This is a genomic window from Rhizobium sp. YTUHZ044 (assembly GCF_051123975.1).
Classification (GTDB): Bacteria; Pseudomonadota; Alphaproteobacteria; order Rhizobiales; family Rhizobiaceae; genus Rhizobium.
Window position 1 is genome coordinate 2977244 of the sequence record NZ_CP101426.1, and the last position, 24898, is coordinate 3002141.

The 24898-nt window shown below is 62.1% G+C and carries 23 protein-coding genes; 9 read left to right on the plus strand and 14 right to left on the minus strand.

Features of this window, described 5'->3' with window-relative positions; genetic code table 11:
• Positions 1-14: 14 nt before the first annotated feature.
• From NL154_RS14860 to NL154_RS14895, 8 genes are all read right to left on the minus strand, one after another.
• The gene (locus NL154_RS14860) at positions 15-755 is read right to left on the minus strand and encodes a metallophosphoesterase family protein (RefSeq protein WP_434732865.1); all 741 of its coding nucleotides are present in this window, start codon (positions 753-755) and stop codon (positions 15-17) included.
• Positions 756-1112: a hydroxyisourate hydrolase gene (gene uraH, locus NL154_RS14865; protein WP_210630353.1), complete on the minus strand. Its 357-nt coding sequence runs from the start codon at positions 1110-1112 to the stop codon at positions 756-758.
• Entirely contained in the window at positions 1109-1630 is a 522-nt protein-coding gene (locus tag NL154_RS14870; protein WP_221146933.1) for an ureidoglycolate lyase, read from the minus strand. Before NL154_RS14870 ends, uraH begins: the two co-directional genes overlap by 4 nt.
• Positions 1614-1976 (minus strand): HepT-like ribonuclease domain-containing protein, encoded by a 363-nt coding sequence (locus tag NL154_RS14875; protein WP_210630351.1) that lies wholly within the window; start codon positions 1974-1976, stop codon positions 1614-1616. The genes NL154_RS14870 and NL154_RS14875 overlap by 17 nt, the downstream gene beginning before the upstream one ends.
• Positions 1973-2473 (minus strand): 2-oxo-4-hydroxy-4-carboxy-5-ureidoimidazoline decarboxylase, encoded by a 501-nt coding sequence (gene uraD, locus NL154_RS14880; protein WP_221123051.1) that lies wholly within the window; start codon positions 2471-2473, stop codon positions 1973-1975. Before uraD ends, NL154_RS14875 begins: the two co-directional genes overlap by 4 nt.
• Positions 2473-3396 carry an allantoinase PuuE gene (gene puuE / locus NL154_RS14885; protein WP_221146932.1) on the minus strand — a complete coding sequence of 308 codons (924 nt, stop codon included), beginning with the start codon at positions 3394-3396 and terminating at the stop codon, positions 2473-2475. Before puuE ends, uraD begins: the two co-directional genes overlap by 1 nt.
• 113 nt (positions 3397-3509) lie before the next feature.
• Positions 3510-4217 carry a DUF1045 domain-containing protein gene (locus NL154_RS14890; RefSeq protein ID WP_434732866.1) on the minus strand — a complete coding sequence of 236 codons (708 nt, stop codon included), beginning with the start codon at positions 4215-4217 and terminating at the stop codon, positions 3510-3512.
• Positions 4218-4331: 114 nt separating this feature from the next.
• Complete coding sequence (locus NL154_RS14895; RefSeq protein WP_434732867.1) at positions 4332-5510, minus strand: NAD(P)/FAD-dependent oxidoreductase; 1179 nt, start codon at positions 5508-5510, stop codon at positions 4332-4334.
• Between NL154_RS14895 and mnmD the strand changes: the two genes are divergently transcribed.
• Positions 5509-6252, plus strand: coding sequence for a tRNA (5-methylaminomethyl-2-thiouridine)(34)-methyltransferase MnmD (gene mnmD, locus NL154_RS14900; RefSeq protein ID WP_434732868.1), 744 nt, complete (start codon positions 5509-5511; stop codon positions 6250-6252). The genes NL154_RS14895 and mnmD overlap by 2 nt on opposite strands.
• On the opposite strand, the gene NL154_RS14905 is transcribed toward mnmD, so the two are convergent.
• Positions 6246-9641, minus strand: coding sequence for a response regulator (locus NL154_RS14905; protein ID WP_434732869.1), 3396 nt, complete (start codon positions 9639-9641; stop codon positions 6246-6248). The two genes, mnmD and NL154_RS14905, sit on opposite strands and share 7 nt — an antisense overlap.
• A 321-nt stretch (positions 9642-9962) precedes the next feature.
• Here NL154_RS14905 and NL154_RS14910 point away from each other — a divergent pair, with 321 nt between their 5' ends.
• From NL154_RS14910 to NL154_RS14930, 5 genes are all read left to right on the plus strand, one after another.
• Entirely contained in the window at positions 9963-10268 is a 306-nt protein-coding gene (locus NL154_RS14910; protein WP_210630340.1) for a hypothetical protein, read from the plus strand.
• Positions 10269-10337: 69 nt separating this feature from the next.
• Positions 10338-11453: a DNA alkylation repair protein gene (locus tag NL154_RS14915; protein ID WP_221146929.1), complete on the plus strand. Its 1116-nt coding sequence runs from the start codon at positions 10338-10340 to the stop codon at positions 11451-11453.
• Between the two features lie 248 nt (positions 11454-11701).
• Positions 11702-13423, plus strand: coding sequence for a DEAD/DEAH box helicase (locus NL154_RS14920; protein WP_210631580.1), 1722 nt, complete (start codon positions 11702-11704; stop codon positions 13421-13423).
• 310 nt (positions 13424-13733) lie between these two features.
• Complete coding sequence (locus NL154_RS14925; protein ID WP_221123060.1) at positions 13734-14723, plus strand: AraC family transcriptional regulator; 990 nt, start codon at positions 13734-13736, stop codon at positions 14721-14723.
• A gap of 59 nt (positions 14724-14782) precedes the next feature.
• Positions 14783-15991 carry an MFS transporter gene (locus tag NL154_RS14930; protein WP_210630335.1) on the plus strand — a complete coding sequence of 403 codons (1209 nt, stop codon included), beginning with the start codon at positions 14783-14785 and terminating at the stop codon, positions 15989-15991.
• 133 nt (positions 15992-16124) lie between these two features.
• On the opposite strand, the gene NL154_RS14935 is transcribed toward NL154_RS14930, so the two are convergent.
• The gene (locus NL154_RS14935) at positions 16125-17024 is read right to left on the minus strand and encodes a DMT family transporter (protein WP_434732870.1); all 900 of its coding nucleotides are present in this window, start codon (positions 17022-17024) and stop codon (positions 16125-16127) included.
• 614 nt (positions 17025-17638) lie between these two features.
• On the opposite strand from NL154_RS14935, the gene NL154_RS14940 reads away from it, so the two are divergent.
• The 3 genes from NL154_RS14940 to NL154_RS14950 are packed head-to-tail and all read left to right on the plus strand — an operon-like array spanning position 17639 to position 20826.
• Positions 17639-19048 (plus strand): circularly permuted type 2 ATP-grasp protein, encoded by a 1410-nt coding sequence (locus NL154_RS14940; protein WP_434732871.1) that lies wholly within the window; start codon positions 17639-17641, stop codon positions 19046-19048.
• Positions 19048-19989: an alpha-E domain-containing protein gene (locus tag NL154_RS14945; protein WP_210630331.1), complete on the plus strand. Its 942-nt coding sequence runs from the start codon at positions 19048-19050 to the stop codon at positions 19987-19989. The genes NL154_RS14940 and NL154_RS14945 overlap by 1 nt, the downstream gene beginning before the upstream one ends.
• 12 nt (positions 19990-20001) lie before the next feature.
• Positions 20002-20826: a transglutaminase family protein gene (locus NL154_RS14950; RefSeq protein ID WP_434732872.1), complete on the plus strand. Its 825-nt coding sequence runs from the start codon at positions 20002-20004 to the stop codon at positions 20824-20826.
• Positions 20827-20847: 21 nt separating this feature from the next.
• Here NL154_RS14950 and NL154_RS14955 read toward each other — a convergent pair whose 3' ends face one another.
• The 4 genes from NL154_RS14955 to NL154_RS14970 all read right to left on the minus strand — a co-directional run bounded on the left by NL154_RS14955 (position 20848) and on the right by NL154_RS14970 (position 24878).
• Positions 20848-21258 carry a type II toxin-antitoxin system VapC family toxin gene (locus NL154_RS14955; RefSeq protein ID WP_221123062.1) on the minus strand — a complete coding sequence of 137 codons (411 nt, stop codon included), beginning with the start codon at positions 21256-21258 and terminating at the stop codon, positions 20848-20850.
• Positions 21255-21497, minus strand: coding sequence for a type II toxin-antitoxin system Phd/YefM family antitoxin (locus NL154_RS14960; RefSeq protein WP_210630325.1), 243 nt, complete (start codon positions 21495-21497; stop codon positions 21255-21257). The genes NL154_RS14955 and NL154_RS14960 overlap by 4 nt, the downstream gene beginning before the upstream one ends.
• 146 nt (positions 21498-21643) lie before the next feature.
• Positions 21644-23383, minus strand: coding sequence for an L-arabinonate dehydratase (gene araD, locus NL154_RS14965; RefSeq protein WP_221155586.1), 1740 nt, complete (start codon positions 23381-23383; stop codon positions 21644-21646).
• 61 nt (positions 23384-23444) lie between these two features.
• A complete protein-coding gene (locus NL154_RS14970) occupies positions 23445-24878 on the minus strand; it encodes an aldehyde dehydrogenase family protein (RefSeq protein WP_434732873.1) in 1434 nt (477 codons plus the stop codon).
• Positions 24879-24898 lie beyond the last annotated feature (20 nt).

Here is a 24898-nt window from a genome sequence, read left to right on the forward strand (position 1 = left end):
CTGACAGGTCCGGGCTATCGCACCCAGCCTGTCGCCAGCGCGCTCGCCCAGTCGGCACGGCCCCTTTCGGCGGCCAGTGCCGACATCGCCATATGGTCGTAGGCGACGCTCCTGAACTGCCATGTCCATCCCGCCGCCGTCTTTTCTAGAATGGCATAGCCGGCCAACGGATGGCCGGCTTCGACCTTGTGATAATAGGGCAGCACGTCATCATAGGCAGGGCAGCCGACACTGCCGGGATTGACGATAAGCCGGCCATTGGAGAGGCGAACGGCGCGAGGCACATGGCTGTGGCCGCAGAGGATCAGCGGCAGGTCGATGCCTTCGGCGAGCGCCTCGATCGCTTCGATCGGCTTCAGGAAGACAAGCCCTTCCGGCGAGACGGACTCAAGCCAGTAGAGATTGTCGTCCTTCGGCGTCGCGTGGCAGAGATAGGCCTCGCCGCGATAGACGGTATCGAACGGCAGACCCCGCAGCCAATCGAGATGGGATGGCGTCAGTTGCCGGTAGGCGACGGCATCCGAGGCGTGCATTAGGGCCGGGTCCTGCTCGATGAGATAGCGGTCGTGATTGCCGCGCACCGAGGTCAGGCCGAGCGCCATCAGCAGATCAGCTGTCCGGCCGGCATTCAGCGGACTGCTGAAGAAATCACCAAGATTGACGATCTCCTCGATGCCCTGCGCCTGAATATCGGCAAGCACCGCCTCGAGCGCCAGATAGTTGCCGTGAATGTCGGCGATTGCGGCAAAACGCATCTAGCTTCCCCGGTAGGTGGAATAGCCATAGGGCGAAAGCAGCAGCGGCACGTGATAGTGCGCAGTGACATCCGCGATACCGAAGCGGATCGGCACTAGGTCGAGGAAGGCCGGATGCGGCAGCGGCGTGCCGCAGGCCCTGAGATACTCACCGGCGTGGAAGACCAATTCGTAGGTGCCGACGTGAAAGTTTTCGCCGGCAAGCATCGGGCCACCATCGACTCGGCCGTCCGCATTGGTCTCCACCGTTTTCAGATGTCTGCGGATCTCGCCGTCGAGCTGGAAAAGATCGATCCTGAGGCCCTCGGCGGGCTTGCCGAGGGCGGTGTCGAGCACATGTGTCGTCAGTCCGGTCATGGGGCTGGCTCTTTGATGACATAGGGGGTTTCGAAGAAGAATTCCTCAAGATTATTGCCAGGGCCGTCGCGGTCGACGACCAGGAAATCGGAGGTCTGGCCGAGCGCCATCAGGGGGTGATGCCAGACATTGCGGCGATAGTTCACACCCTGGTTTCCGCGCGCGAAAAACACCTGCGGCCTGCCCGGACGTCCGCCCTCGTCCTCGGAGACGACGACGAGGAAGGGGCGGCCGGAAATCGGCGAGAAACTCTGACTGCCGAACGGATGGCGCTCCATCATGTCGACGTCATAGGGGAAGCTGCGCGGCTGGCCGCGAAAGATATTGATGATGACGCGCGCGCCCTCGCCCGCCGCCTCGGCTGCGGCCAATGCATGGAAGCGCTCGGTCGTGCCGCCGTTGATGAGCCGCATCGAGGCTGGATCGGCTTCGATCACTTCGCCGAAGGGGGCGAAGGCCGATCTGGTAAGCGGGCGGATGTCGAGAAAATCAGACAATGGTTCACTCGCCTTCGGCATGCCAGTGACGAATGGCGTCGATCTCGACGAGAAGTTCCGGCAGCGTGCGATAGGTTGCATCCCAGATGTCGGAGGCATCGAGGGCGAAGACGTCTTCCAGGATACGGTTGCCCGTTCCGCAGATTTTTGTCCACGGCAGAGTGGGATGCTCGGTTGCGAATTCCGGATGGGTTACGAGCAGTCGGGACGCAGCCGCGCCGATGGTGAAGTGGCAGAAGGCAACCGCCTTGAAGGTGAGATTGTCCTCGGCGAAGGCCGCCTCATCCATTCCGCCCACGAAGTATAGCGCTTCGGCTGCCGCCTTCTGCATTTCATTGAGATAGTCGATAGCACGATGCTCGCTCATTCGCCCTCCGGCAACATCGATGTCAGGCGCAGCAGCGCGATCCGCTCGACCTGTGTCGTGGCGGTCGCGAATTCCTCATCCAGGTCATTGCCGATCCGCGTTTCGAAGGCAGAAAGGATATCGTCCTTGTCGAGCCCTTTGACGGCGATGATGAAGGGAAAGCCGAATTTTTCGACATAGGCTGCATTAAGTTCGGTGAAGCGGGCATGTTCGGCCGGGCTCAGCCGATCGAGACCGGCGCCGGCCTGCTCCTTGCGGCTGTCTTCCGTGAGTTCACCTGCTATCGCCAGACGCCCGGCAAGATCGGGATGGGCGCGCAGAATGCCGAGACGCTCATCCCGGCTTGCCGCACGGAAGACGGCGGTGAGCGCTGCGTGCACAGCTGATGCCGTCAGCGGCTCCGTTAGGCTGCCCGCGTCATAGGCGCGTTCGGCAATGAAAGGGGAATGCTCGAAGACGCCGCCGAAGCGGGAAACGAAATCCTCGCGCGACAGCATTAAAGCGCATCCGGCTGATGATGCTTGTGCCAGTGCTCGGCGATCTCGATGCGGCGCGGGATCCAGACCTTGTCGTGCTTCAGCACATATTCGATGAAGCGCCTCAGAGCGGCCGCCCGGCCCGGACGCCCGACGAGGCGACAATGCAGGCCGACCGACATCATCTTCGGGCTGCCGTCCTTCCCTTCCTCATAAAGCGTATCGAAAGCATCCTTGAGATAGGTAAAGAACTGGTCGCCGGCATTGAAACCCTGCGGCGTGGCAAAACGCATGTCATTGGTTTCGAGCGTATAGGGGATGATCAGGAAGGGCTTCCCGTCGATGCCCTTCACCCAGTAAGGCAGGTCATCAGCATAGGAATCGGAGGAATAGAGGAAACCGCCCTCTTCCTGCACCAGTCGCAGCGTGTTGTCGGAAGGTTTTCCCTGGTACATCCCGAAGGGCCGCTCGCCGGTAATTTCGGTATGCAGGCGCACGGCTTCGAGAATGTGCTTGCGCTCCAGATCCTCGGGGAAATCCTTGTATTCCAGCCAGCGATAACCGTGGCTGGCGATCTCCCAGCCGGCCTCTTTCATGGCCGCGACGGCTTCGGGATTGCGGGCCATCGCCAGCGTCACGCCGTAGACGGTCGCCTGCACCTTGAGACCGGTGAACATCCGCCAGAGCCGCCAGAAGCCTGCCCGCGAACCATATTCGTAGATCGATTCCATGTTGAGATTGCGCTGCCCCGGCCAGGCGGCCGCGCCGACGATCTCCGACAGCAGGTTTTCGGAAGCCGGATCGCCTTCGAGGATGCAGCTTTCGCCGCCCTCTTCGTAATTGATGACGAACTGCACGGCGACGCGGGCGTCGCCCGGCCACTTCGGATCGGGCGTCTGACGCCCGTAGCCGACGAGATTGCGCGGGTAGGTCTCGGATACCATCAAATCACCTTCTGAAAAGACGGGGAACGGTATCATCCGCAGCCGGAATGTCGAGACGGAAACTGCGCAGCAAAATTTCTCTGTCATTCACAATGGCTTAGCTTGATATCGGCTCAGGCGATCCTGCGCGCGCTGACCTTGCCCATCGGGTGGAGCGAGTGAACGCGGAAGGGGCCGCCGGTGCCTTCCTCGATCATCAAAGCCACATTCGAAACCATCACCGGCTCCCTCAAGACGGGCTCGAAGATCGTTCGCAGCACCGGCTCGATGCGGGGCATGTCGATCGCATTGATGGGGCCCGTCACCGGCATATGGAAGCGGAACTCCTCCATCACATAGGGATTGCCCCAACGATGCAGATTGGCAAATTGCGCCGCCGACAACCCGTCGGGATCACTTCGCTCGATGTCGGCTTCACTCAGCGGCGCCCGGAAACGATCAAACTCCTGGACGATCGCCGAAGCCAGATACTGGATCGGCTCACAGGGAGCGCTCGGCATCAGGCTGTAAAAACTGCCGAGCCGGGCGATCTCCAGACGGGGAATCTGGAAAGGGGCATAGGTCCCGGCAAAACGCATGAGATCGCGCAGGAGTTGCGATTCCGACGTGCCGGCGGACAGGTGAAAAGGCGCCTTCAAAACACCGTGAAAACCATAGCGTCGCGGCACGGCGGTATAAAAGGCGATCTCGTGAATGCCGAGGCCGCGGACGGCCGGAGGCTCCACCATATCGCCCGAAAACACGTTTCGGCCTAGCCAATTGGCGGCCACGAGCGAAAGGGGGTCGCTCGCCGAAGGCGTGAAGCAAATGGCATAGCGCATGCAATTTCCTCCATCAAGGAAGTGAGCGCCGGCAAGATCCGGCGCTGCCGATGCGCAAGCAGATAGGTGATTTGCATGACAGAATAACGAAACGAAGCACGGGAAAATTCACGTTTAACGTGAAGCGACGGCAATATGGCTTGAAATCGCAAAACTTTCCGGCAGCAAAAATCCGCAAGGTGCATCGCCTGCGATACAAACCGCCACCTCTGCCAACCGGTGCGCAAGGCCGAAGCTGACCTTGAAGCCGCCGGTCAGTGCGATCAGGCTGGGATGGTCGGGGTGGCGGCCGATCATCGGATCGCGGTCGATCGCCTTCGGGCGGAGCCCCGCCCAGCGTTCGACGACAGGCGCATCGCGAAGCGCCGGCACGATCGCGCGCGCCGCCGCGATCAGCGCGTCGAGCTGGGCATCGGTCGAATAAGGATCGTCGAAACGGTTCTCGCTGGTGCTGCCGATCGCCACATGTCCGCCCTCATGCGCGACGACATACAGCCCGTCGAGAAAGATCGTCGGCAGCGCCGGGTCGATAGCGGCTTTCAATAGCGCCGCCTGCCCCTTGACCGCTTGGCCAAGCGGCTGTTTCAATCCGGGCGTCAGCCCCTGCAGCAGCGGAAAGGACTGATGGCCCGCGGCCACGATACAGTGATTGAAACCAACGCTTTGGCCGTTGATCTCGGCCATGCCCCGATCGGGATCGAGGCCGGCAATCGTTGCATGCTCCAGGATGCGCACATGTTTCGCCTGCCGCAGCAAAGCGGTGAGCGCCGCGATCAACGAGCGGGGCGCAACGCGAGCGGCGAGCGTGTCATGCACGAAGCCGCTCTCGCCGGCAGAGGCCTCGATCCAGCCGTCTGCACCGGGACCATCGAGCACGTGCCAGTGGAAGCGGCGCTCGCCAGCCCGCCAATGGTGTTCGGCGTCCTCGCTATGGCCGCAGGCGATCTTGTGGAGATGCGGCTTGGGCAGCGGGATCAGCCGCCCCGAACGGCGATAACCGGCCGAAAACCCGGTCGCCGCTTCGAGCATGACAATTTCGGCTTCGAGTGACACCAGTGCATCGAATTGGAATTGCTTCTTCTCGGACCACCGGTCCGGCATATGCGGCATCAGCGCGCCGAGCAGGCCGCCGCTTGCCCCTTCCCCCAATCGGCCGGCATCGGCGATCAGGGTATCGATGCCGCGGCGCTCGGCATGGACAGCTGCCCAGAGGCCCATGATGCCGCCACCGACGATTAGCAGTTCTGAGGATGATTGACCTGAGACCGGCTGAGGATTATCGGCTTTTCCCATGACAGACGTGAACCCCGATCAGATTGGCGCGGGCGCGCCGCAGCCACTCGAATGGCGCGACGGCGATATGCCTTATTCCACCGCCTTTGGCGATCATTTTTATTGCCAGACCGATGGCCGTCTGGAATGCGGTCATGTCTTCCTCGCCGGCAATGGCCTGCCGGAGCGATGGAACGGCCGGCAGGCATTCGTCATCGGCGAACTCGGCTTCGGCACCGGCCTGAACTTCGCCGAGACCTGGCGGCAATGGAAGCTCCGCCGCGCCGGCGGCCAGCATCTGCATTTCATCTCCTTCGAACTCCACCCGATGCGCGGCGAGGAGATCGGCCGGGCGCTCTCGCACTGGCCGGAGATCGACGCCGAGCGCGAGGCGCTGACGGCGGCCTGGCCGCAGGTGCCTGCCGGCACCGTCTCGCTCGATCTCGATGCCCAGACGCGGCTCAGCGTCGTCTGCGGCCGCGCCCTGGACGGCGTCGCCACGGCAAAACCCGGCTTCGACGCCTGGTATCTCGACGGTTTCGCCCCCTCGCGCAACAGCGACATGTGGTCGGAGGAACTGATGCGGCAGGTCGCCGAAAAGACCACCGCCGACGGCTCCTTCGCCACCTATGCCGCGGCTGGCTTCGTGCGCCGCAACCTCATCGCCGCAGGTTTTGCCGTCGAGCGCCGCCAGGGTTTTGCCGGCAAACGTGAGATGCTCTGCGGCATAAAAGCATTTCCCGGCAATCGCAAAGATCAGTAGCTCGTGCGCCCCGGCTGCTGCTCGTCCTTGCCGAGCCATTGCCGGATCTTCTCTTCCAGCAGTTCCGGGCTGATCGGCTTCGACATATAATCGTCCATGCCGGCATCGAGGCAGGCCTCGCGATCGCTTTCGAGCGCATGGGCGGTGACGCCGATGATCGGCACGCGGTGCCCCTGCCCCTTTTCCCGTTCGCGGATCGTCTGGGTCGCCTGATGACCGTTCATGACGGGCATCGAAACGTCCATCATGATGATGCGCGGCGTGTGGCTCTCCCAGGCGGTAACCGCCTCCTGCCCGTTGTTGACGACCAGGAAGGAAAGCCCCGTCGACTGCAGGATCTGGGTGAAGACGATCTGGTTGACCTCGTTGTCCTCGGCGACGAGGACGTCGACGAATTCGGCCGTCCGCTTCTGCGGCACCAGGGCAGGCGCGGGCGCCGGCACGGCCGCCTCAACCCGCAGGCGGGCGATCTCGGCTTCCGAAGCCTGCTTCACGCGGCGGGCGCGCACCACTTCGACGACGGTGTTGCGCAGCACATTGGCGCGTGCCGGCTTCATCAGATGCGCATGGCCGTTCAGCGCCGCGAATTCCTTTTCCGTGCCGGAAATATCCATCGACGTCAGGAAGATGATCGGCAGTTCGACGAAGCGGGGATCGGCGCGCAGCCGGCGCGCGACATCGGCGCCGTTCATGTCGGGCATGTGATAGTCGAGCACGACGGCGTCCACGGTGACACCAAGATCGACCGCTGCGTTGAGGATCGCCAGACCGGTGCCGCCACCCTCGGCAGCCACTCCGTCGAAGCCCCACAGCGAAAGCTGCTCGGTGAGAATGCGGCGGTTCACCTCATTGTCGTCGACCACGAGGATGCGCGCGCCCTGTACATTGATCGGCAGCGGCTTCGGCTCGAGGCGGGCCGCCGCCACCGCGAAAGGCAGATTGATGGTGAAGACAGAGCCCTTGCCCCATTCGCTCTCGACATTGATATAGCCGCCGAAGAGATCGACGAGGCCGGCAGTGATCGCAAGGCCGAGCCCCGTTCCCTCATGCCGGCGGGTCGACGAGGTGTCGACCTGCGAAAACTTGTCGAAGACCGTTTCGAGCTTTTCTCGGGGAATGCCGATACCGGTATCCTCAATGCGGATGATCGCCATGATCTCCCCACCAGCGATCGTCTCGAAGCCGACATCGACGAAGACATGGCCGCGCTCGGTGAACTTGACGGCGTTGCCGACGAGATTGGTGACGATCTGGCGGAAACGACCGGCGTCTCCGATCACCGCGGCCGGCAGGTCCGGTGCTGCCCTCACCAGGAGTTCGATATTCTTCTCGGCTGCATGCGAGGAGAGGAGTGTCGCCACATCCTCCACCGCTTCGATGATATCGAAAGCGGCTTTGCGCAGTTTCATCTGTCCGGCATCGATCTTCGAAAAATCGAGGATGTCGTTGATAATAGTCAGCAGCGCATTGCCCGACTTGACGATGATGTCGATGAAGGTTTTCTGGCGCACGTCGAGATTGGTCTTGGCCAGCAGTTCCGCCATGCCGAGTACACCATTCATCGGCGTGCGGATCTCGTGGCTCATATTGGCAAGGAATTCGGATTTGGCGCGGTCGGCGGCTTCGGCGCGCGACAGGAGCTGGCGCAATTCCTCCTCGCGGCTCTTGAGTTCGGTGACGTCGGTGAACAGCGCCACCCAATGCTGTCCCCGGCTGACCGTTGCATCCATGTTTACCCAGCGCTCGCCGCCGACATGGAAGGCGGTGGAAATCGGCTGCCTGGCCGCGATGTTGGCGCGCCACTCTTGCAGGATCTCATCCGCCGCATCGTGGAAATCGCCGCGCGCCGCACAGAATTCGAACATGCCGAGCCAGCCTTGGCCAGCCTCGATATAGTGCGGCGGGATCTGCAGGATATCGGCCACCGCCTCATTGGACATCTTGATGATTCCGTCCTGAACGATGGCAATGCCCTGCGACATGGCGTGCGTCGCGTCGCGCATCATTTCGCCGAGCCGCTCAAGGGCTGCACGCGTCTCGTGGATTTCCTTTTCCCGCTCGCGCACCGCCGAAATATCGGCATAGGTCAGCAGGATACGATCGCTGGAGATGCGGCGGCTGTCGAAGATCACGGATTTGCCGCCCGCCCAGCCAAGCTCGATCGGCTCGGGCTCTTCGGCCTCGAACAGATGTTTGCGGAAGGCGTAGATCTCTTCCGGCGTCTGCGTCCCGTCGTAGCGGCCGAGCTCGTCATTGCGGCGGATGACGTCGATGAACGGGCGGCCGTCGAAGCGATCGTCGAGCGGCAGTTCCCAGATGCTGTAGAATTCGTCGTTGACGTAGAGAATCTGGTGGTCGTTATCGAGGATCAGCACGCCGATCGGCAGCGAACGCAGAATGCTCTCGATGTCCCGATGCAGTATCTCTTGCTGCTTGCGCGATTCAATCAGCGCCTTTTCGCGTTCCTTGAGTGGCGAGATGTCGGAAAAGGAGCCGACGACATAGGTTCGCCCATCCGCCGTCATGACACGGTTGACGCGCGAGATGACGGGATAGACATGCCCGCTATTGCTCGGCATTTCGCTCTCGAGCTCCACCGAAATGCCGTCCCTGAGCGCCAGCAGGTTTTCCTGGTAGATCGCCTCAGCACCTTCCGGCCCGAACATTTCGTGTTCGGTCATTCCCAGATACTCGGAGCGGGCGCGCCCGCTGAAGGTCTCATAATATTTGTTGGCATAGACCAGGCGGTGCTTGTCGTCGCGGACGAAAACCGCAACCGGCAGGTCCTCCAGGACGGTACGTAGAACGTCGAGTTCGTTGACGCTCTCTCCCCAAGCCGATTCGCCGGCGGCCACCGGCGTCGCGCCGTTGCGATAGGCTGCATTGACGACCAGCGGGCGCCCGTCCGCCGCAATGATGCCGATCGGATGAGCGAGATTCTCCAGTGCCTCGCGCACCTGGGCGAGGTCGGCGGCAGTTCCGGAATCGTTTACAGCCTGAGAGCTGCCGGCGGCCTTCCTGCCGGCAACGGCCCGGCGCTCGCGGTCTTCAAAGATGCCGAGGACGTAAATCCGCTCCGGCGACGGCGAGAAGCTTTCGATCTGGATGCGCTCGTGGCCAACGCCCGCGGCATCAAAGCAGACGGCGTTTTCCTCGGTGCCGAACACCAGCGCACGGCGCTCCTTATCCTCGCGATCCTCTTCCTCGGGACGGTCGAAGAGCTCGCGGCTCCGCCTGCCGATGAAATCGGAAATCTCGCGGCCGAGGAAATCGGCATAGGCCTCGTTGACGGCGATGTAGCGCAGCTCGCTATTCTTGACATAGGCCGGGGTGTCCAGATCAGCGATCCGGCGGCAAGCCAATTCCAGAATGTCGCCGGCTGATTTCAAATAATTGTCGCTCCCGCAATGAATGAAATATCAACGACAAAGACTATAACGCCAAGGCTTTTAACAAGGTTTTAACCATAAATTTCGAGAGCGGAATTTTACACGCCGGCTTATCAGGCGAAGAGGCCGCATTTTCTGCGCGAACCCGAAGCATCGTCGGCAGCAAATGCGGCCGGCCGCAATCCGTTTCGCTCTCGACTGCCGTTGAAATCATGACCAAAATTTAATCCGGAGAGCCCATGTGCGGCCATCGCTCCGCCGCGATCCGGGCGGAGTCTGGCCATGGCTTTAGAGAAGCCAGTCTAAATCAAGGAAAATACCATGTCCGTTCTTCATAAGACCATGGCGACGGGCCTAATCGCGCTGACCTGTGCCGGCGCCTCTCTCGCCACCGCCACCACAGCCGATGCCCATCCCCGCGATGCCTTCTGGGGCGGCCTTGCCGCTGGCGTCGTCGGCGGCGCCCTGCTGTCAGAGGCCGCCCGCCCTGCCTACCCCGTCTATCCGGCCTACCCCGCCTATCGCCCTTATCCCGTCTACCGGACCTATTACCGGCCGTCTTGCCACATCGAATGGCGGCACGACGATTGGGGCGACCCCTACCGCGTCAAGGTCTGCCCGGAATAAAAACCGCATCCGGCGCCGCTTGACCTCCCGGCGGCGCCGGTCCAATCCTGCCACAGAGGGAGGATCAGCATGCCGGAACCGCTCAAGAACCTGCTGCATGAAGGGCTGGCTGGCGATATGGCCGATCGCATCGCCTTCAACGCGCCGTCCTTCGACAGGGAGCGCTTCATAAGGCTCGCGACCGACGGCATCGCAGCGCTGGAACTAATGGAGCGCTCGGCGCTAATCCGCGACGCGCTGTTCGCCACTCTTCCCGGCGATTTCCCCGAAGCCGCCGCCATCCTGATAGCGAGCCTGCCTGCATCGGGCAGACCCGGGCTTTCCGGCTGGATGCTGTTGCCGGTCAATCAGTTCATCGCTGCCCGTGGCCCCGATCATTTCGATCTCGGCCTTGATCTCCTGAAGGCGCTGACGCCGCACTTCACCGGCGAATTCGGCATCCGTCCCTTCATCCATCGTGACCAGGAGCGCGCGCTTACCATCATCTCCAGCTGGGTCGGCGATCCCGACCAGCATGTGCGCCGGCTGGCGAGCGAAGGAACGCGGCCGCGCCTGCCCTGGGCCATGCGGCTGCCGCAGCTCGTGAAAGATCCCGCGCCAATCCTGCCGATCCTCACCGCGCTGATGGATGATCCGGAGGATTATGTGCGCCGCTCCGTCGCCAACAGTCTGAACGATATCGCCAAGGATCATCCGGATCTGGTCGCCGCCCTCATCGCCGGCCACATCGAGGGTGCATCGGCCGAGCGCCGCCGTCTGCTGAAACATGCCTCTCGCACACTCCTGAAGAAAGGCCATGCGCGGGCGCTTGCCAATTTCGGTTTCGGTGCCGCTGCCGCGCTGACGTGCGAGCTGCGGCTTCTGAACGGCGAGGTGATGTTCGGCGAAGGGCTGGATTTCGAAATCCGCCTGACCAATTCAGGCGAAACCACCCACTCACTGATGATCGACTACGCCATCCACCACGTGAAAGCCGATGGCTCGCTTTCGCCCAAGGTCTTCAAATGCAAGACGGTTACATTAGCCCCCCGCCAAACCCATGCGATCGGACGCCGCCACGCCATGCGGCCAATCACCACGCGGCGCTACTATCCCGGCGAGCATCGCATTGCCATCCTTGTCAACGGCGCGGAAAGCGCATCGGAAAGTTTCGTCCTCAGAATGCCCTCGCCCGACCGGAGCTAATGCCTTTTTGTGCGCTGCACTTGACTTTTCCAGCGAACTAGCCCAAATGCGGCTCAGCTTTCACCCTTCCGGCCGCCGCGTGAGCGTGCCCCTGCTAGAAAATACGAAACGCAGGAAGAAGGGACAAAAGCGCATTTCGATAGAACGCCGCACTCCCAATCAGCGGCCAGAAGCGCTGGAAAGCTTTTTCCAACTTGCAAGTTCCCACTTCACGCGGGGTTCTTGACGCCAGAATGAAACCGGATCGCATGGTGCGTTCCGGCGCTAATCATTGTGGCGCCCCGAAAGGTTATGCCTTGACTAATTTTGAATCGCTTGGTGTCTCCAAGCCGATCGTCGCAACCTTGTTCCAGCTCGGCATCGAAACACCGACGCCGATCCAGGAACAGGCCATCCCCCTCCTCCTCGAAGGCCGCGACCTGATCGGCCTTGCCCAGACCGGGACCGGCAAAACAGCCGCCTTCGGCCTGCCGCTCATCGAAAAGCTGCTCGCTGACGAGCGCCGCCCTGATAACCGGACGACGCGGACGCTGATCCTGGCGCCGACCCGTGAGCTGGTGAACCAGATCGCCGACAACCTGAAGAAGTTCATCCGCAAGTCGCATCTGCGCGTCAACGTCGTCGTCGGCGGCGTCTCGATCAACAAGCAGCAACTGCAGCTCGAAAAGGGCACCGACATCCTGGTCGCCACGCCCGGCCGCCTGCTCGACCTCGTCAACCGCCGCGCCATCACGCTGACGACGGTGCGTTATCTCGTGCTCGACGAGGCCGATCAGATGCTCGACCTCGGCTTCGTGCACGACTTGCGCAAGATCGCCAAGCTGGTGCCGAAGAAGCGCCAGACCATGCTGTTTTCGGCCACCATGCCGAAGGCGATCGCCGATCTCGCCGGCGAATATCTCGTCGATCCCGTGAAGGTCGAAGTCACGCCGCCCGGCAAGGCTGCCGACAAGGTCGAGCAGTATGTGCATTTCGTCGCCGGCAAGAACGACAAGACGGAACTGCTGCGCAAGTCGCTGACCGAAAACCCCGACGGCCGCGCCATCGTCTTCCTGCGCACCAAGCATGGTGCGGAGAAGCTGATGAAGCATCTCGACAATATCGGTTATTCCGTCGCCTCCATCCACGGCAACAAGAGCCAGGGCCAGCGCGAGCGAGCGCTGAAGGCCTTCCGCGACGGCAGCATCAAGACGCTGATCGCCACCGACGTCGCCGCCCGCGGCATCGATATCCCGGCCGTCAGCCACGTTTACAACTACGACCTGCCGGAAGTGCCGGATGCCTATGTCCATCGCATCGGCCGCACGGCGCGCGCCGGCCGCGACGGCATCGCTATCGCCTTCTGCGCCCCCGACGAGGCCAAGCTGCTGCGCGATATCGAGCGCCTGATGGGCATCGACATATCAGTTGCCAGCGGCGAGCCGCCGGCACATATCAGTGCCAGCGGCCCGCGCCGCGGCAACGGCAATGGCAACAACCGCAATCGCGGCGGCGGCCAGGGCCGCGGCGAAGGCCGTGACGATGCCAACCGTTCGGAACATCGCGGCAGCCGCCAGGAACGCCGCCCGCGCCGCGACGGCGAAGGCAGCGAAACCCGCGCCGGCGGTGAGGAACGCCGTGAGCGCCGTCCGCGTCCCGAGCGCCCAAGCCGCAACGCGGACTTCCGCGGCCAGCGCCGCGGCGAAGCGGCCCCGGATTTCGGCCCCGACAATGATCTGGCCTCGACCTCCGATTTCCGCCCGGCAAAGCCGCAGCGCCCCGCCCATGGCGGCAATGGCCACCACGCCAATGGGGAGCCGAGCGGTCATCACCGCGGCAACGGCCGGCACGCCCACGGCCGCCCGGCCCGCAAACACGGCGAAGATCGCGGCCCACACCAGGCCCAGGGCGGCGAACAGCGCCGCGACGGCAACGGCGGCAACCGCCGTGGCGGCAACCGCAACGGTGGCCAGCGCCGCGAACGCGCCTGAGGCGCCGATTGATTTCAAGGCGAAAAGGCCGGTGCTTCGGTCTTGAATATGAGGCCGGAGCATTGGGTGAGATGCCCCGGCCTTTTCTCAGCGTGCAGACGGCAACACCGCGACGGCAGTACTCGGTCGCGCTTCCCGTTTTCTGAACGGCCCCGGTTGAGGAGATCGAAGCCGCCTTCGCAGCACTGGCGGGAGCCTTGCAAAACAATGCGCTGTGAAGCCGCCGTCGACGGGCAGCATAACGCCGCAAAGACCGCGCCGAGAAGCCGGACCGCTTGCATCCCGGACGCTTGAGACCTAAATTGGCTCCATGCTTGACCATCCGTCCCGGCCGTTGTCGCCGTCAACCATCCCAATGGATGCCCTGAGCGAAGTCCTGCAGGACTTTCGCTTGAGTGGAGTCAACTATGGACGCTGTGAGCTCAGGCATCCATGGAGCATCGCCTTTCCGCAACAACAGCTGCTTCGTTTTCACTTCGTCAGCCAGGGTCCGTGCTGGATCCATACCGAAGCCCACGGTTGGCAGGAGTTGAACGATGGCGATCTGGTGCTGCTGCCGCAAGGCATCGCACATCGATTGGCGAGCGCGCCGGACGTTGAGGGCGACTCGCTTAAAAGCTGTCAGATTACAAATTTGGGCAGCAACGTCTGCGACGTCTTGCGGGAAGGAACGGGCGCCACTAGCACCCTCTTCTGCGGCTCCATGACTTTGGGCGCCCATGCGCTTAACCCCTTGATCGCCCTGATGCCGCCGATCATCAAGGGCTGCGACGTGGCCGGTAATGACACGATCGTAGGCCCCCTGCTGGCCGCTATGTCGGCGGAGGCGGCACAGCCCCAGATGGGAAGCGCGACGGTCTTGTCGCGTATGGCGGACTTGCTCGCAGCCCGGCTTATCCGCTGCTGGGTCAACTGCAGTGGAGCCTCCACCACCGGCTGGCTCGCCGCCATCCGCGATCCCAATATCGGTCGTGTGTTGGCGGCCATGCATAGGGATCCTGGCCATAACTGGACCCTCGAAAGCCTCGCTGGTGTGGCAGGCCAGTCGCGCTCGATCTTCGCCGAGCGCTTCAGCGCTATCTTGGGAGAAGGCGCGGCACATTATCTCGCCCGTCTGCGCATGCAGCTTGCCCGCGACTTGCTGGCGCAAAACGGCATGTCGGTTGCCGAGGTTGCCTCCCGGTTGGGCTATGAGTCCGAGGCGTCTTTCGCGCGTGCCTTCAAGCGCGTCACAAACGTTTCACCTGGGATTGTGCGTCGCACAAGTTCCGGACGAATGGATATGGATTTCGGATTTTGAGACACATATCATCCTGACAACTTCGTCTATGAAGATCTCCGAACACAGGAGATCCATCAATGACGGACACAACATCACAATTTGACGGGGCCGCAATTGGCCTGGAGACGCCTGAACCATCGGCGTGGAGCGCGGCAACCTGGTTTGCCGTTCTTTCGATGGCGGCCACCAGCTTTGCACTGGTATCTGCTGAGTTCCTGCCGGCGGGCCTGCTGACGCCAATGGCGCGCGACCTCGGCATTTCCGAAGGAACGGCCGGACAAGTCGTCACCGCCACCGCTTCCGTCGGCGCCGTGGCCGCCCTGTTGAGCAATGTTCTGATCGGCAGACTGAACCGCAAGGCGGTCTTGGTCGGTCTCAGTGCGTTGGCTGTCGGCTCTAACATACTTGCATCGTTAGCGACCGATTTTTGGCTGTTGTTGCTGGGCCGGGCTGGGTTGGGCATCGCGCTGAGCGGTTTCTGGGCGCTTTCAGTGGCCGTCGTTGCGAGGCTGGTCGGCGCAAATGCGACAGGTCGGGGCATGGCTATCGTCACCCTCGGCGTTTCGCTCGCCACGATCGCTGCCCCATCAATGGGTGCTTTGATCAGCGATTGGCTGGGATGGCGCAGCGCCATGGCAATGACAGCCGGGCTTGCCGCGCTTGCCATGCTGCTGCAGCTGCTCAGCCTGCCGACGCTCCCTACAAGCACAAGCAACAGCCTCGCCGACGTTTTCCGGCTAACGCGACGGGGCGGCATTCAACTGGGAATGCTTGCCATCCTTTTGCTGATGACCGGGCATTTTGCCGGATCGGTGTATGTGCGTCCCTTCCTAGAACAAGTGACGCTCCTTGAAACCAAATCGATCGCCCTGGCGCTGCTCGGGTTCGGCATCGCCTCCGTGATCGGCAATGTTGCCGGTGGCCGGATGGCCGACGCGAGCATCCGCATGGCACTGGCTGTCACGGCTGTATTGATGGCGTTTGCCGCACTCGCTCTGGTGCTTTGGGGCGCTCATGCCGGCGTTGCGTTTGCACTCGTCACGCTTTGGGGGTTTGCCTTCGGCATGGCGCCGGTAGTGCTGCCGACCAATCTTTCCCGCGCGGCCGCCGACGCTCTGGAGGCGGCGGGTAGCCTGATGGTCGTCTCTTTCCAGGTGGCCATCAGTATCGGCGCGGTTTTTGGCGGCTATATCGTCGACCACTACGGCGCTGTGGGACCCTTGACTCTCACCGCTGTGCTGGCTGCGTCAACGGTTGCCTTGGCGCTGCTGCAGCCCCGCAACTGATCGTTGCTTGCTGCTTGATGTGCCGAGTAGCGCTCTACGGCGCTTTGGATGTGAGGTCGTCGGCAATCGCCGGCGACCTCGGTCAGTTGAGGTTCAGGCCATCCGCTTGTTCGACATTGGCGCAGCGATCAGCCTATACGCTCGCCTGGACCTGCTGAAGGACCCTGCGGTTTGTCATATATACGCCCGTCACGACGATCACCGTGCCCAGAATCAACGGCAGCGTCAGCCGCTCCCCGAACGCGATGAAGGCTTCGATCGCGACGGCCGGCGGCATCAGGTAGATCAGCGAAGCGGCGCGCGAGACCTGCCCGCGGCGGATGAGGTAAAGCAGCAGCCCGACACCGCCCATCGACAGGCCGAAGACCGACCAGAGAAGCGCGCCATAGGCCTGCGGGGTGCCGTCGAAATGCTGGTGTTCGAAAATCAGCGACAGCGGCAGGGTGAGGATGAGAGCGCCGACATATTGCAGTGTCGCGATGGTCCTGAGGTCGCCGGATTGCAGATGTTTCTTCTGATAAAGCGTACCGTAGGTGACGGAGCCCATGGCGATGAGGTTGATCGCCAGCGGCAGGGCGGCATGGCTGAGATCGGCCGTCGCCGGATCGAACAGCTTCGGCGAAATCGCGATGGCAATACCGATGAAGCCGAGAGCGAGGCCGACCTGTTGGGTCTTCTGCAACCGCTCGCCGACGAGAAAGGGAGCCGCCGTCGCCGTCAGCAACGGCTGCAGCGCCGCGATGATCCCAGATATGCCGGCCGGCACGCCGTTGGCGATCGCCCACCAGAGACCGGCGAGATAGAAGCCGTGCAGGAAAAAGCCGGAATAAATGGCCCGCAGCACCGTCGCCCGACTCTTCGGCCATTGGGCCTTGGTCACTAGGCAAAAGGCCAGGAAGGCCAAGGCCGACAGCGCATAACGTATCGAAAGAAAGGTAAAGGGCTCGGAATGCAGCGCCGCAAATTTCGCCACCACCCAGCCCGTGGACCAGAGGAAAACGAAGAGAGCGGGGGCAAAGCGGTCGAGGGGCATCGAGACATCTCGGGTAAAGAGTTACCGTGCTGATAGCGGCAACCGAAGGCCGCAGTCAAAGGCGAAGCGTTGATGCTTATTTGAAATTTCGCTGATGGGTGGGTGGAGAGTTACAGAATAGACATCCCGTATGGCACCCCCTCTGGCCTGCCGGCCATCTCCCCCACAAGGGTGGAGATCGACAAGCGGTTGGATCATCCGTCCCTCTCTGCTGGATCGAATAGCTCTGCCGTCGTTGTTTGGGGAAGCCAGTGCGCCCAGCCAATCTCCCCACCTATGGGGGGTCCGAAGGACGGGTCGAGACCGGTGGCTCGACCCTGGGGCCGGCAGGCCAGAGGGGGTGCCGCACGGCATGCCTTCTCCTCGTCACAGGAATAAGACGTTCGAATTTGCGCCTGCACCACCAACGCATTGCGATCGACCGAAAACCAATCAAATGCTCACATTTTGCGCAATCCCGGGCGAGCAGTCATCCGCCATACCGCGCGACGCTGCTCCAAACGCCCGAATTTTCACTCTTTCCCGCACCGCAAAATCTTTTCTCCGAACTGCGCATGGTTCTTGCATTGCAATTTGCGTTGTATTCAAATGAACAAAAAAGGGGAGCCGCACCTTTGGCATTTGATGAAATGATTACCGGGGACGAGAGCCCCCGCCCGCCTTATGAAAAATATTTCGAGTGGTACAACAGCCAAGACCGGTCGCATCTGATTGCCAAGTCCCGCGACGCGGAAAATATCTTCCGGAAGACCGGCATCACCTTCGCCGTTTACGGCCATGCCGACAGTTCCGAAAAGCTCATCCCCTTCGATATCATCCCCCGCATCATCTCCGCCCGCGAATGGCGCAAGCTCGCCCAGGGTATCGAGCAACGGGTAATCGCGCTCAACGCCTTTCTGGATGATATCTATCACAAGCAGGAGATCATCCGCGCCGGCCGCATCCCGCGCGAACTGATCGAAAACAATGTCGCCTTCCTGTCCGAGATGATCGGCTTCCGCCCGCCTGGCGGCGTCTACACCCATATCGTCGGCACCGATATCGTACGAACAGGCGAAGACCAGTTTTACGTGCTGGAGGATAATGCCCGCACCCCTTCCGGGGTCAGCTACATGCTGGAAAACCGGGAAACCATGATGCAGATGTTCCCGGAGCTCTTCCATGAGAACAAGGTGCAGCGCGTCGAGGATTATCCCTACCTCTTACGCCAAAGCCTCGCCTCGCTGGCTCCTCCCGGCTGCACCGGCAAGCCACGCGTCGCGGTACTGACTCCGGGCATCTACAATTCTGCGTACTACGAACATTCCTTCCTGGCCGACATGATGGGCGTCGAACTGGTCGAGGGCTCGGATCTGCGCGTCATCGACGGCAAGGTGAAGATGCGCACGACCCGCGGCTACGAGGCGATCGACGTGCTCTACCGCCGCGTCGACGACGACTTCCTCGATCCGCTGACATTCCGGGCCGATTCCGCCCTCGGCATTCCCGGCATCATGGATGTCTACCGCTCCGGCAACATCACCATTGCTAATGCGCCGGGCACCGGCATATCGGATGATAAGGCGATTTATTCCTACATGCCGGAGATCGTCGAATTCTATACCGGCCGCAAGGCGCTGCTCGAAAACGTCCCGACTTGGCGCTGCTCGGAAGCATCGAGCCTGAAATACGTGCTGGAGCACCTGGAAGAGCTGGTCGTCAAGGAAGTGCACGGCTCCGGCGGCTACGGCATGCTTGTGGGACCGACGGCATCGAAAAAGGAGCGCGTCGATTTCGCTGAGAAGCTGAAGGCCAAGCCGAACAATTACATCGCCCAGCCGACGCTGTCGCTCTCCACCGTGCCGATCCTCGTCAACAAGGGCATCGCGCCCCGCCATGTCGACCTTCGCCCCTATGTGCTCGTTTCCGACAAGGTCCAGATTATTCCGGGCGGGCTTACCCGCGTGGCGCTGAAGCAAGGCTCGCTGGTCGTCAATTCCAGCCAGGGCGGCGGCACCAAAGACACCTGGGTACTGGAGGACTGATGCTCGGAAGAACCGCAAACGGCCTCTACTGGATGTTTCGTTACATCGAGCGCGCCGAAAATATTGCCCGTCTTGTCGATGCCGGGCTGCGCATGTCGCTCACCCGCAGCAGCGCCGGCGACGACAACTGGGACGGCGTGCTGCAAAGTGCCGGCGTACGCGAGGCCTATGACGAGGGCCACGCCAAGCTGACCAATGCCGACGCGATCGATTATCTCCTGCGCGATCGCTCCAACCCGTCGAGCGTCATGTCCTGCATCGACTTCGGCCGCAACAATGCCCGCATGGTGCGCACCGCGCTGACGCGGGAGACCTGGGAAGCGACCAACGAATGCTGGATCGATCTGAAATCCCTGCTCGAAAAGCGCGTGAAAGCCGCCGACCTGCCTGAGGTGATCGACGTCATCAAGCGCCGCGCCGGCCTCATCCGCGGCGCCTTTCATGGCTCGACGCTCAGAAACGAGCTCTATAATTTCGCCCGCATCGGCACCTTCATCGAGCGCGCCGACAATACCAGCCGTATCCTCGACGTGAAATATTACGTCCTGCTGCCCTCGGTCTCGTCAGTCGGTTCGTCTCTCGATAACGTGCAGTGGGAGTCGATCCTGCGCTCGGTGTCCGCACACCGCGCCTATAGCTGGGCCTACGACGGCGAGTACCGGGCGATGAACATTGCCGACTTCCTTACCCTCAATGTCCAGATGCCGCGCTCGCTTGCCTATTGCTACGAGAAGATCGTCAGCAATCTCGGCTATCTCGCCCAGGATTACGAGGAGCGGCTTCCCGCCCACGATACTGCCGACGCGATCCGCACCACGCTGCAGACGCGGGCGATCCGCGACATCATGGATCAGGGCCTGCACGAGTTCCTCGAGGACTTCGTCTCACGCAACAACCAGCTCGGTGCCGAGATTTCCGACGGCTACCGGTTCTACGTTTAAGCGGATCAGCACATGAGACTGAAAATCAGCCATCTCACCGAATACCGCTACGACGAACCGGCGCAGTTCTCGCTGCAACGGCTGAGACTGACACCGCCGACAACGGCAGCCCAGAACGTGCTCGGCTGGTCCCTGAAAGTCGAGGGCGCCACCCCGGAGGTGGAATACGACGACCAGTACGGCAACCACGTCAACCTGGTCTCGCTGGAAGGCACGCAGCACGTGACGCGAATCCTCGCCGAGGGCGAGGTCGAGACCGCGGACAATAACGGCGTCACCGGCCCACATACCGGTTTCTGCCCGCTCTGGCTCTTCCTGCGCGAGACGCCGCTCACCAAAAGCGGCAAGCTGGTCAAGGAACTGGTTAAAAGCGTCAGCGGCGATAACGAGCTCGCCCGTCTGCATGCGTTGATGGCCGCCATCCACGAAACGGTCGACTACCGCCCCGGCACCAGCGACACGGCGACGACGGCGGAACAGGCGCTGGAGAAGAAAAGCGGCGTCTGCCAGGACCATGCGCACATCTTCGTCGCCGCCGCCCGCGCCCTGCAGGTGCCGGCGCGTTATGTCTCCGGCTATTTGATGATGGAAGAAAAGATCGAACAGTCGGCGACCCATGCCTGGGCCGAGGCCCATATCTCCGGGCTCGGCTGGGTCGGCTTCGATCCGGCCAACGAAATCTGCCCGGATGAACGCTATATCCGCATCGCCTCCGGCCTCTGCTACCGCGACGCGGCCCCGATCTCGGGCATGCGTATCGGCACTCCGGGGGAAACGCTGTCCGTCACCGTGAAGGTGGAAGACAACGGGCAGATGCAAAGCCAGAGCCAGAGCTGAGCGAGGGCGGTAACGGCGTATCTATCCAGCCGCGACGACCTGGAGGTGGCCGCGCGCTCCGTAGCTGAGGATTGCCTGATCCGCCGTCAGCAACGGCACGCGATGAAATCGGGCTGTAGCCGCGATGATGCGGTCCGCGGGGTCAGCATGAAACTCGCCGGGCAGCCGGACGCTGTCTATCGCGATGGAAGGCTCGATCGGCGCGAGCTGAATCCCGGGGAGCGACAGAGCGCTGTCGATCCATCGCCCGACATCGTCGCCGAGCGCCAAGCGCCCCTTCTGCACGAGCATGGCGATTTCCCAGGGTGTGATCGCCGAAATCAGAATCCGGCTTTTGCCGGTCATCTCGTCAATGATGCCCCGGGCCTGTGAACCCAGACGCGCATCGTCCTGCATTGCCCAGACGAGGATGTGCGTATCGATGACGATCAACGGAGGGCGTCCCAATCCTCCGGCTCGAGGGCCGGAGACAGAGGATCGTCATAGCGCAATACGCTGCCCTTCATCGCGCCGATGATGCTCTTGCGTTCGCCTGTGTCGCGCGCCGGGGAAAGCACGGCAACCGGCTTGCCGCGCTTGGTGATAACGATGGATTCATCGTCGCTGCGCATCTGATCGATCAGATTCAGGCATTTCGCCTTGAATTCCGCAGCACCGATTACCTTTGACATGACCATATCTCCTGTACACTTGTACAGCATATAGCACTATATCCGCATTCAACAAGTTCGAGCGCGAACGGTTCGAAAGAAATCTTCAGCAAAAAGGCGGGGCAAAAAGCCCCGCCTCTTCGCGATTCCAGATCGGCAAGCCCTGCTCAGTGGCTGTCCTTGCCGACCGCATTTCCGCGACATCCCTTGAGGAAGTCGAGATCGGCGCCAGTATCGGCTCCTTCGACATGCTGCTGATGCAGGAAGGCATAGCCCGATGTCGGCAAGTCATGGTTCGGCTGCCATTCGGCGAGACGGCGCGCCAGTTCCTCGTCTGATATGTCGAGATGCAGGCGACGGTTCGGCACGTCGAGTTCGATCATGTCGCCGTTCTTGACGACCGCCAGCGGTCCACCGACCGCCGCTTCCGGCGAGGTGTGCAGCACGACGGTACCATAGGCCGTTCCCGACATGCGGGCGTCTGATATCCGCACCATGTCGAGGATGCCCTTCTTCAGCACCTTCGGCGGCAGGCCCATGTTGCCGACCTCGGCCATGCCGGGATAACCCTTCGGGCCGCAGTTCTTCATGACCATGACGCAATTCTCGTCGATGTCGAGATTGTCGTCGTTGATCTTCGCCTTGTAGTCGTCGATATCCTCGAACACGACGGCCCTGCCCCGGTGTACCAGGAGATGCGGCGAGGCTGCCGAAGGCTTCAGCACCGCGCCCTTCGGCGCCAGGTTGCCGCGCAGCACGACGATGCCGCCCGAAGAGGTCAGCGCCTTTTCAGCAGGCAGGATGACGTCCTCGTTCCAGTTGATGACGTCCTTGACCTCGTCCCAGACGGTTTCGCCGGAGACCGTCAACGCATCCTTGTGCAGGAGGCCCGCCTCGCCGAGGCGCTTCAGCACGACGGGCAGTCCGCCGGCATAGAAGAACTCTTCCATCAGGTATTTGCCCGACGGCATCAGGTTGACGATCGTCGGAACGTCGCGGCCGCAACGGTCCCAATCGTCGAGCGTCAGATCGATGCCGACGCGGCCGGCGATCGCCAGCAGATGGATGACGGCATTGGTCGATCCGCCGATCGCCGCATTGGTGCGGATGGCGTTTTCGAAGGCCTGCTTTGTCATGATCTCCGAGGGCTTCAGATCGTCCTTGACCATCTGCACGATACGGCGGCCGGTCAGTTGCGCCATGACCTTGCGGCGGGAATCGACGCCCGGGATTGCGGCATTGCCCGAGAGCGCCATGCCCAGCGCTTCGGCCATGGACGCCATCGTTGACGCCGTGCCCATCGTATTGCAGGTGCCCGACGAGCGGCTCATCGAAGCTTCCGCTTCGAGGAATTCGGCCTGCGTCATCTCGCCGGCCTTCACCATTTCGGAGAACTTCCACAGATGCGTGCCGGAGCCGACGCGCTCGCCGCGGAAATAGCCGTTCAGCATCGGACCGCCGGTGACGACGATCGACGGCAGGTCGCAGGAGGCCGCCCCCATCAAGAGCGACGGCGTGGTCTTGTCGCAGCCGACGAGCAGCACACAGCCATCCATCGGCTGGCCACGGATCGCTTCTTCAACGGCCAGTGCCGCAAGGTTGCGGTACATCATCGCGGTCGGGCGGAAGGTGTTTTCCGATGCCGAGAACACCGGCACTTCGAGCGGGAAGCCGCCCGCCTCCCAGACGCCCGCCTTCACCTTCTCGGCGAGCTCTCTGAGATGACCGTTGCAGGGGGTCATATCCGACCAGGTGTTAAGGATGCCGATGACAGGCCGTCCGTCGAACAGGTCGTGCGGATAACCTTGGTTCTTAAGCCAGCCGCGATGATAAATCACGTCGCGGCTCGTGCCGCCGTACCATTCCTGCGACCTCAGCCTGCGCGGCCATTCCGCTTTCTTCTTCATAATCTCTGTCCTTCAGGTGATTGCCGGGCCGCCTCGTACGGCCCGGGTCATCGGATATGTCTCAAGCCAACGTGTAGGCGGTCTTGACCACGGTAAAGAATTCGCTCGCATACTTGCCCTGCTCACGCGGGCCGTAGGACGACCCCTTGCGGCCGCCGAACGGAACGTGGAAATCGACGCCCGCCGTCGGCAGGTTGACCATGACCATGCCGGCTTCCGAATTGCGCTTGAAATGCGTCGCATGTTTCAGGCTGGTCGTGGCAATGCCGGCCGAGAGCCCGAACGGCGTGTCGTTGGCGAGGGCAAGCGCCTCGTCGTAATCCTTCGCCCGGATCACCGAGACGACGGGTCCGAAGATTTCCTCGCGCGAAATGCGCATCTGGTTGGTCGCTTCGGTAAACAGCGTCGGCTGCAGATAGAAACCGGGCGTTTCGCGCGAGATGACCTCGCCGCCGAAGGCGAGCTTGGCCCCTTCCTTTTTGCCGATCTCGATATAGTCGGTATCGGTCTTCAGCTGCCGTTCGTCGACGACCGGACCGATATGGGTGCCGGCCTTGAGCGCATTGTCAACGACGAGCGTCTTCAGCTTGTCGGTGAGCGCCGCGACGAACTTGTCGTGGATGCCTTCGGTGACGATCAGACGCGAGGAAGCAGTGCAGCGCTGGCCCGTGGAGAAGAAGCCGGAATTGGCGGCAGCCTCGACGGCGACGTTGAGGTCGGCGTCGTCGAGCACCACCATCGGGTTCTTGCCGCCCATTTCCAGCTGGAACTTGCGGTTATGCTCGATGGACGCGGCGGCGACACGTCGGCCGGTGCCGGTGGAGCCGGTGAAGGTGATGCCGTGAACATCGGGGCTTTCGAGTATGGCCTGGCCTACGACCGAGCCCTTGCCCATGACGAGGTTCAGGACGCCCTTCGGCAGCCCTGCCCTATTGAGGATGTCGACGATCGCCCAGGAGCAGGCCGGCACCAGTTCGGCCGGCTTGAAGACGATCGTGTTGCCGTAGCAGAGCGCCGGCGCGATCTTCCAGGCGGGGATGGCGATCGGGAAGTTCCACGGCGTGATGATGCCGATGACACCGAGCGCTTCGCGGGTGATCTCGACACCGATATTCGGGCGAACTGACGGGATGACCTCGCCTGCGAGCCGCAGGGCCTCGCCAGCGAAGAATTCGAAGATCTGCGAGGCGCGGATGACTTCGCCGGTCGCCTCAGGCAGCGTCTTGCCCTCTTCGCGGGCGAGCAGCGCGCCGAGTTCGTCCTTGCGGGTCATGATCTCGTCGCCGGTCTTCTTCAGGATGACGTGGCGTTCCCAAATGCCCGAGCGCGACCAGGCCGGAAAGGCGGCCTTGGCGGCGGCGATAGCGTTTCTCGTGTCTTCCGCGCTGCCGTTGGCGTAGAGGCCGACGACCTCGTTCGTATCGGACGGGTTGATGTTCTTCGTCGCGTCCGTGCCGACCCATTCGCCGGCGATCAGGTTTTGATAAATGGTCATGGGCCCAACAAGCCTCCTTT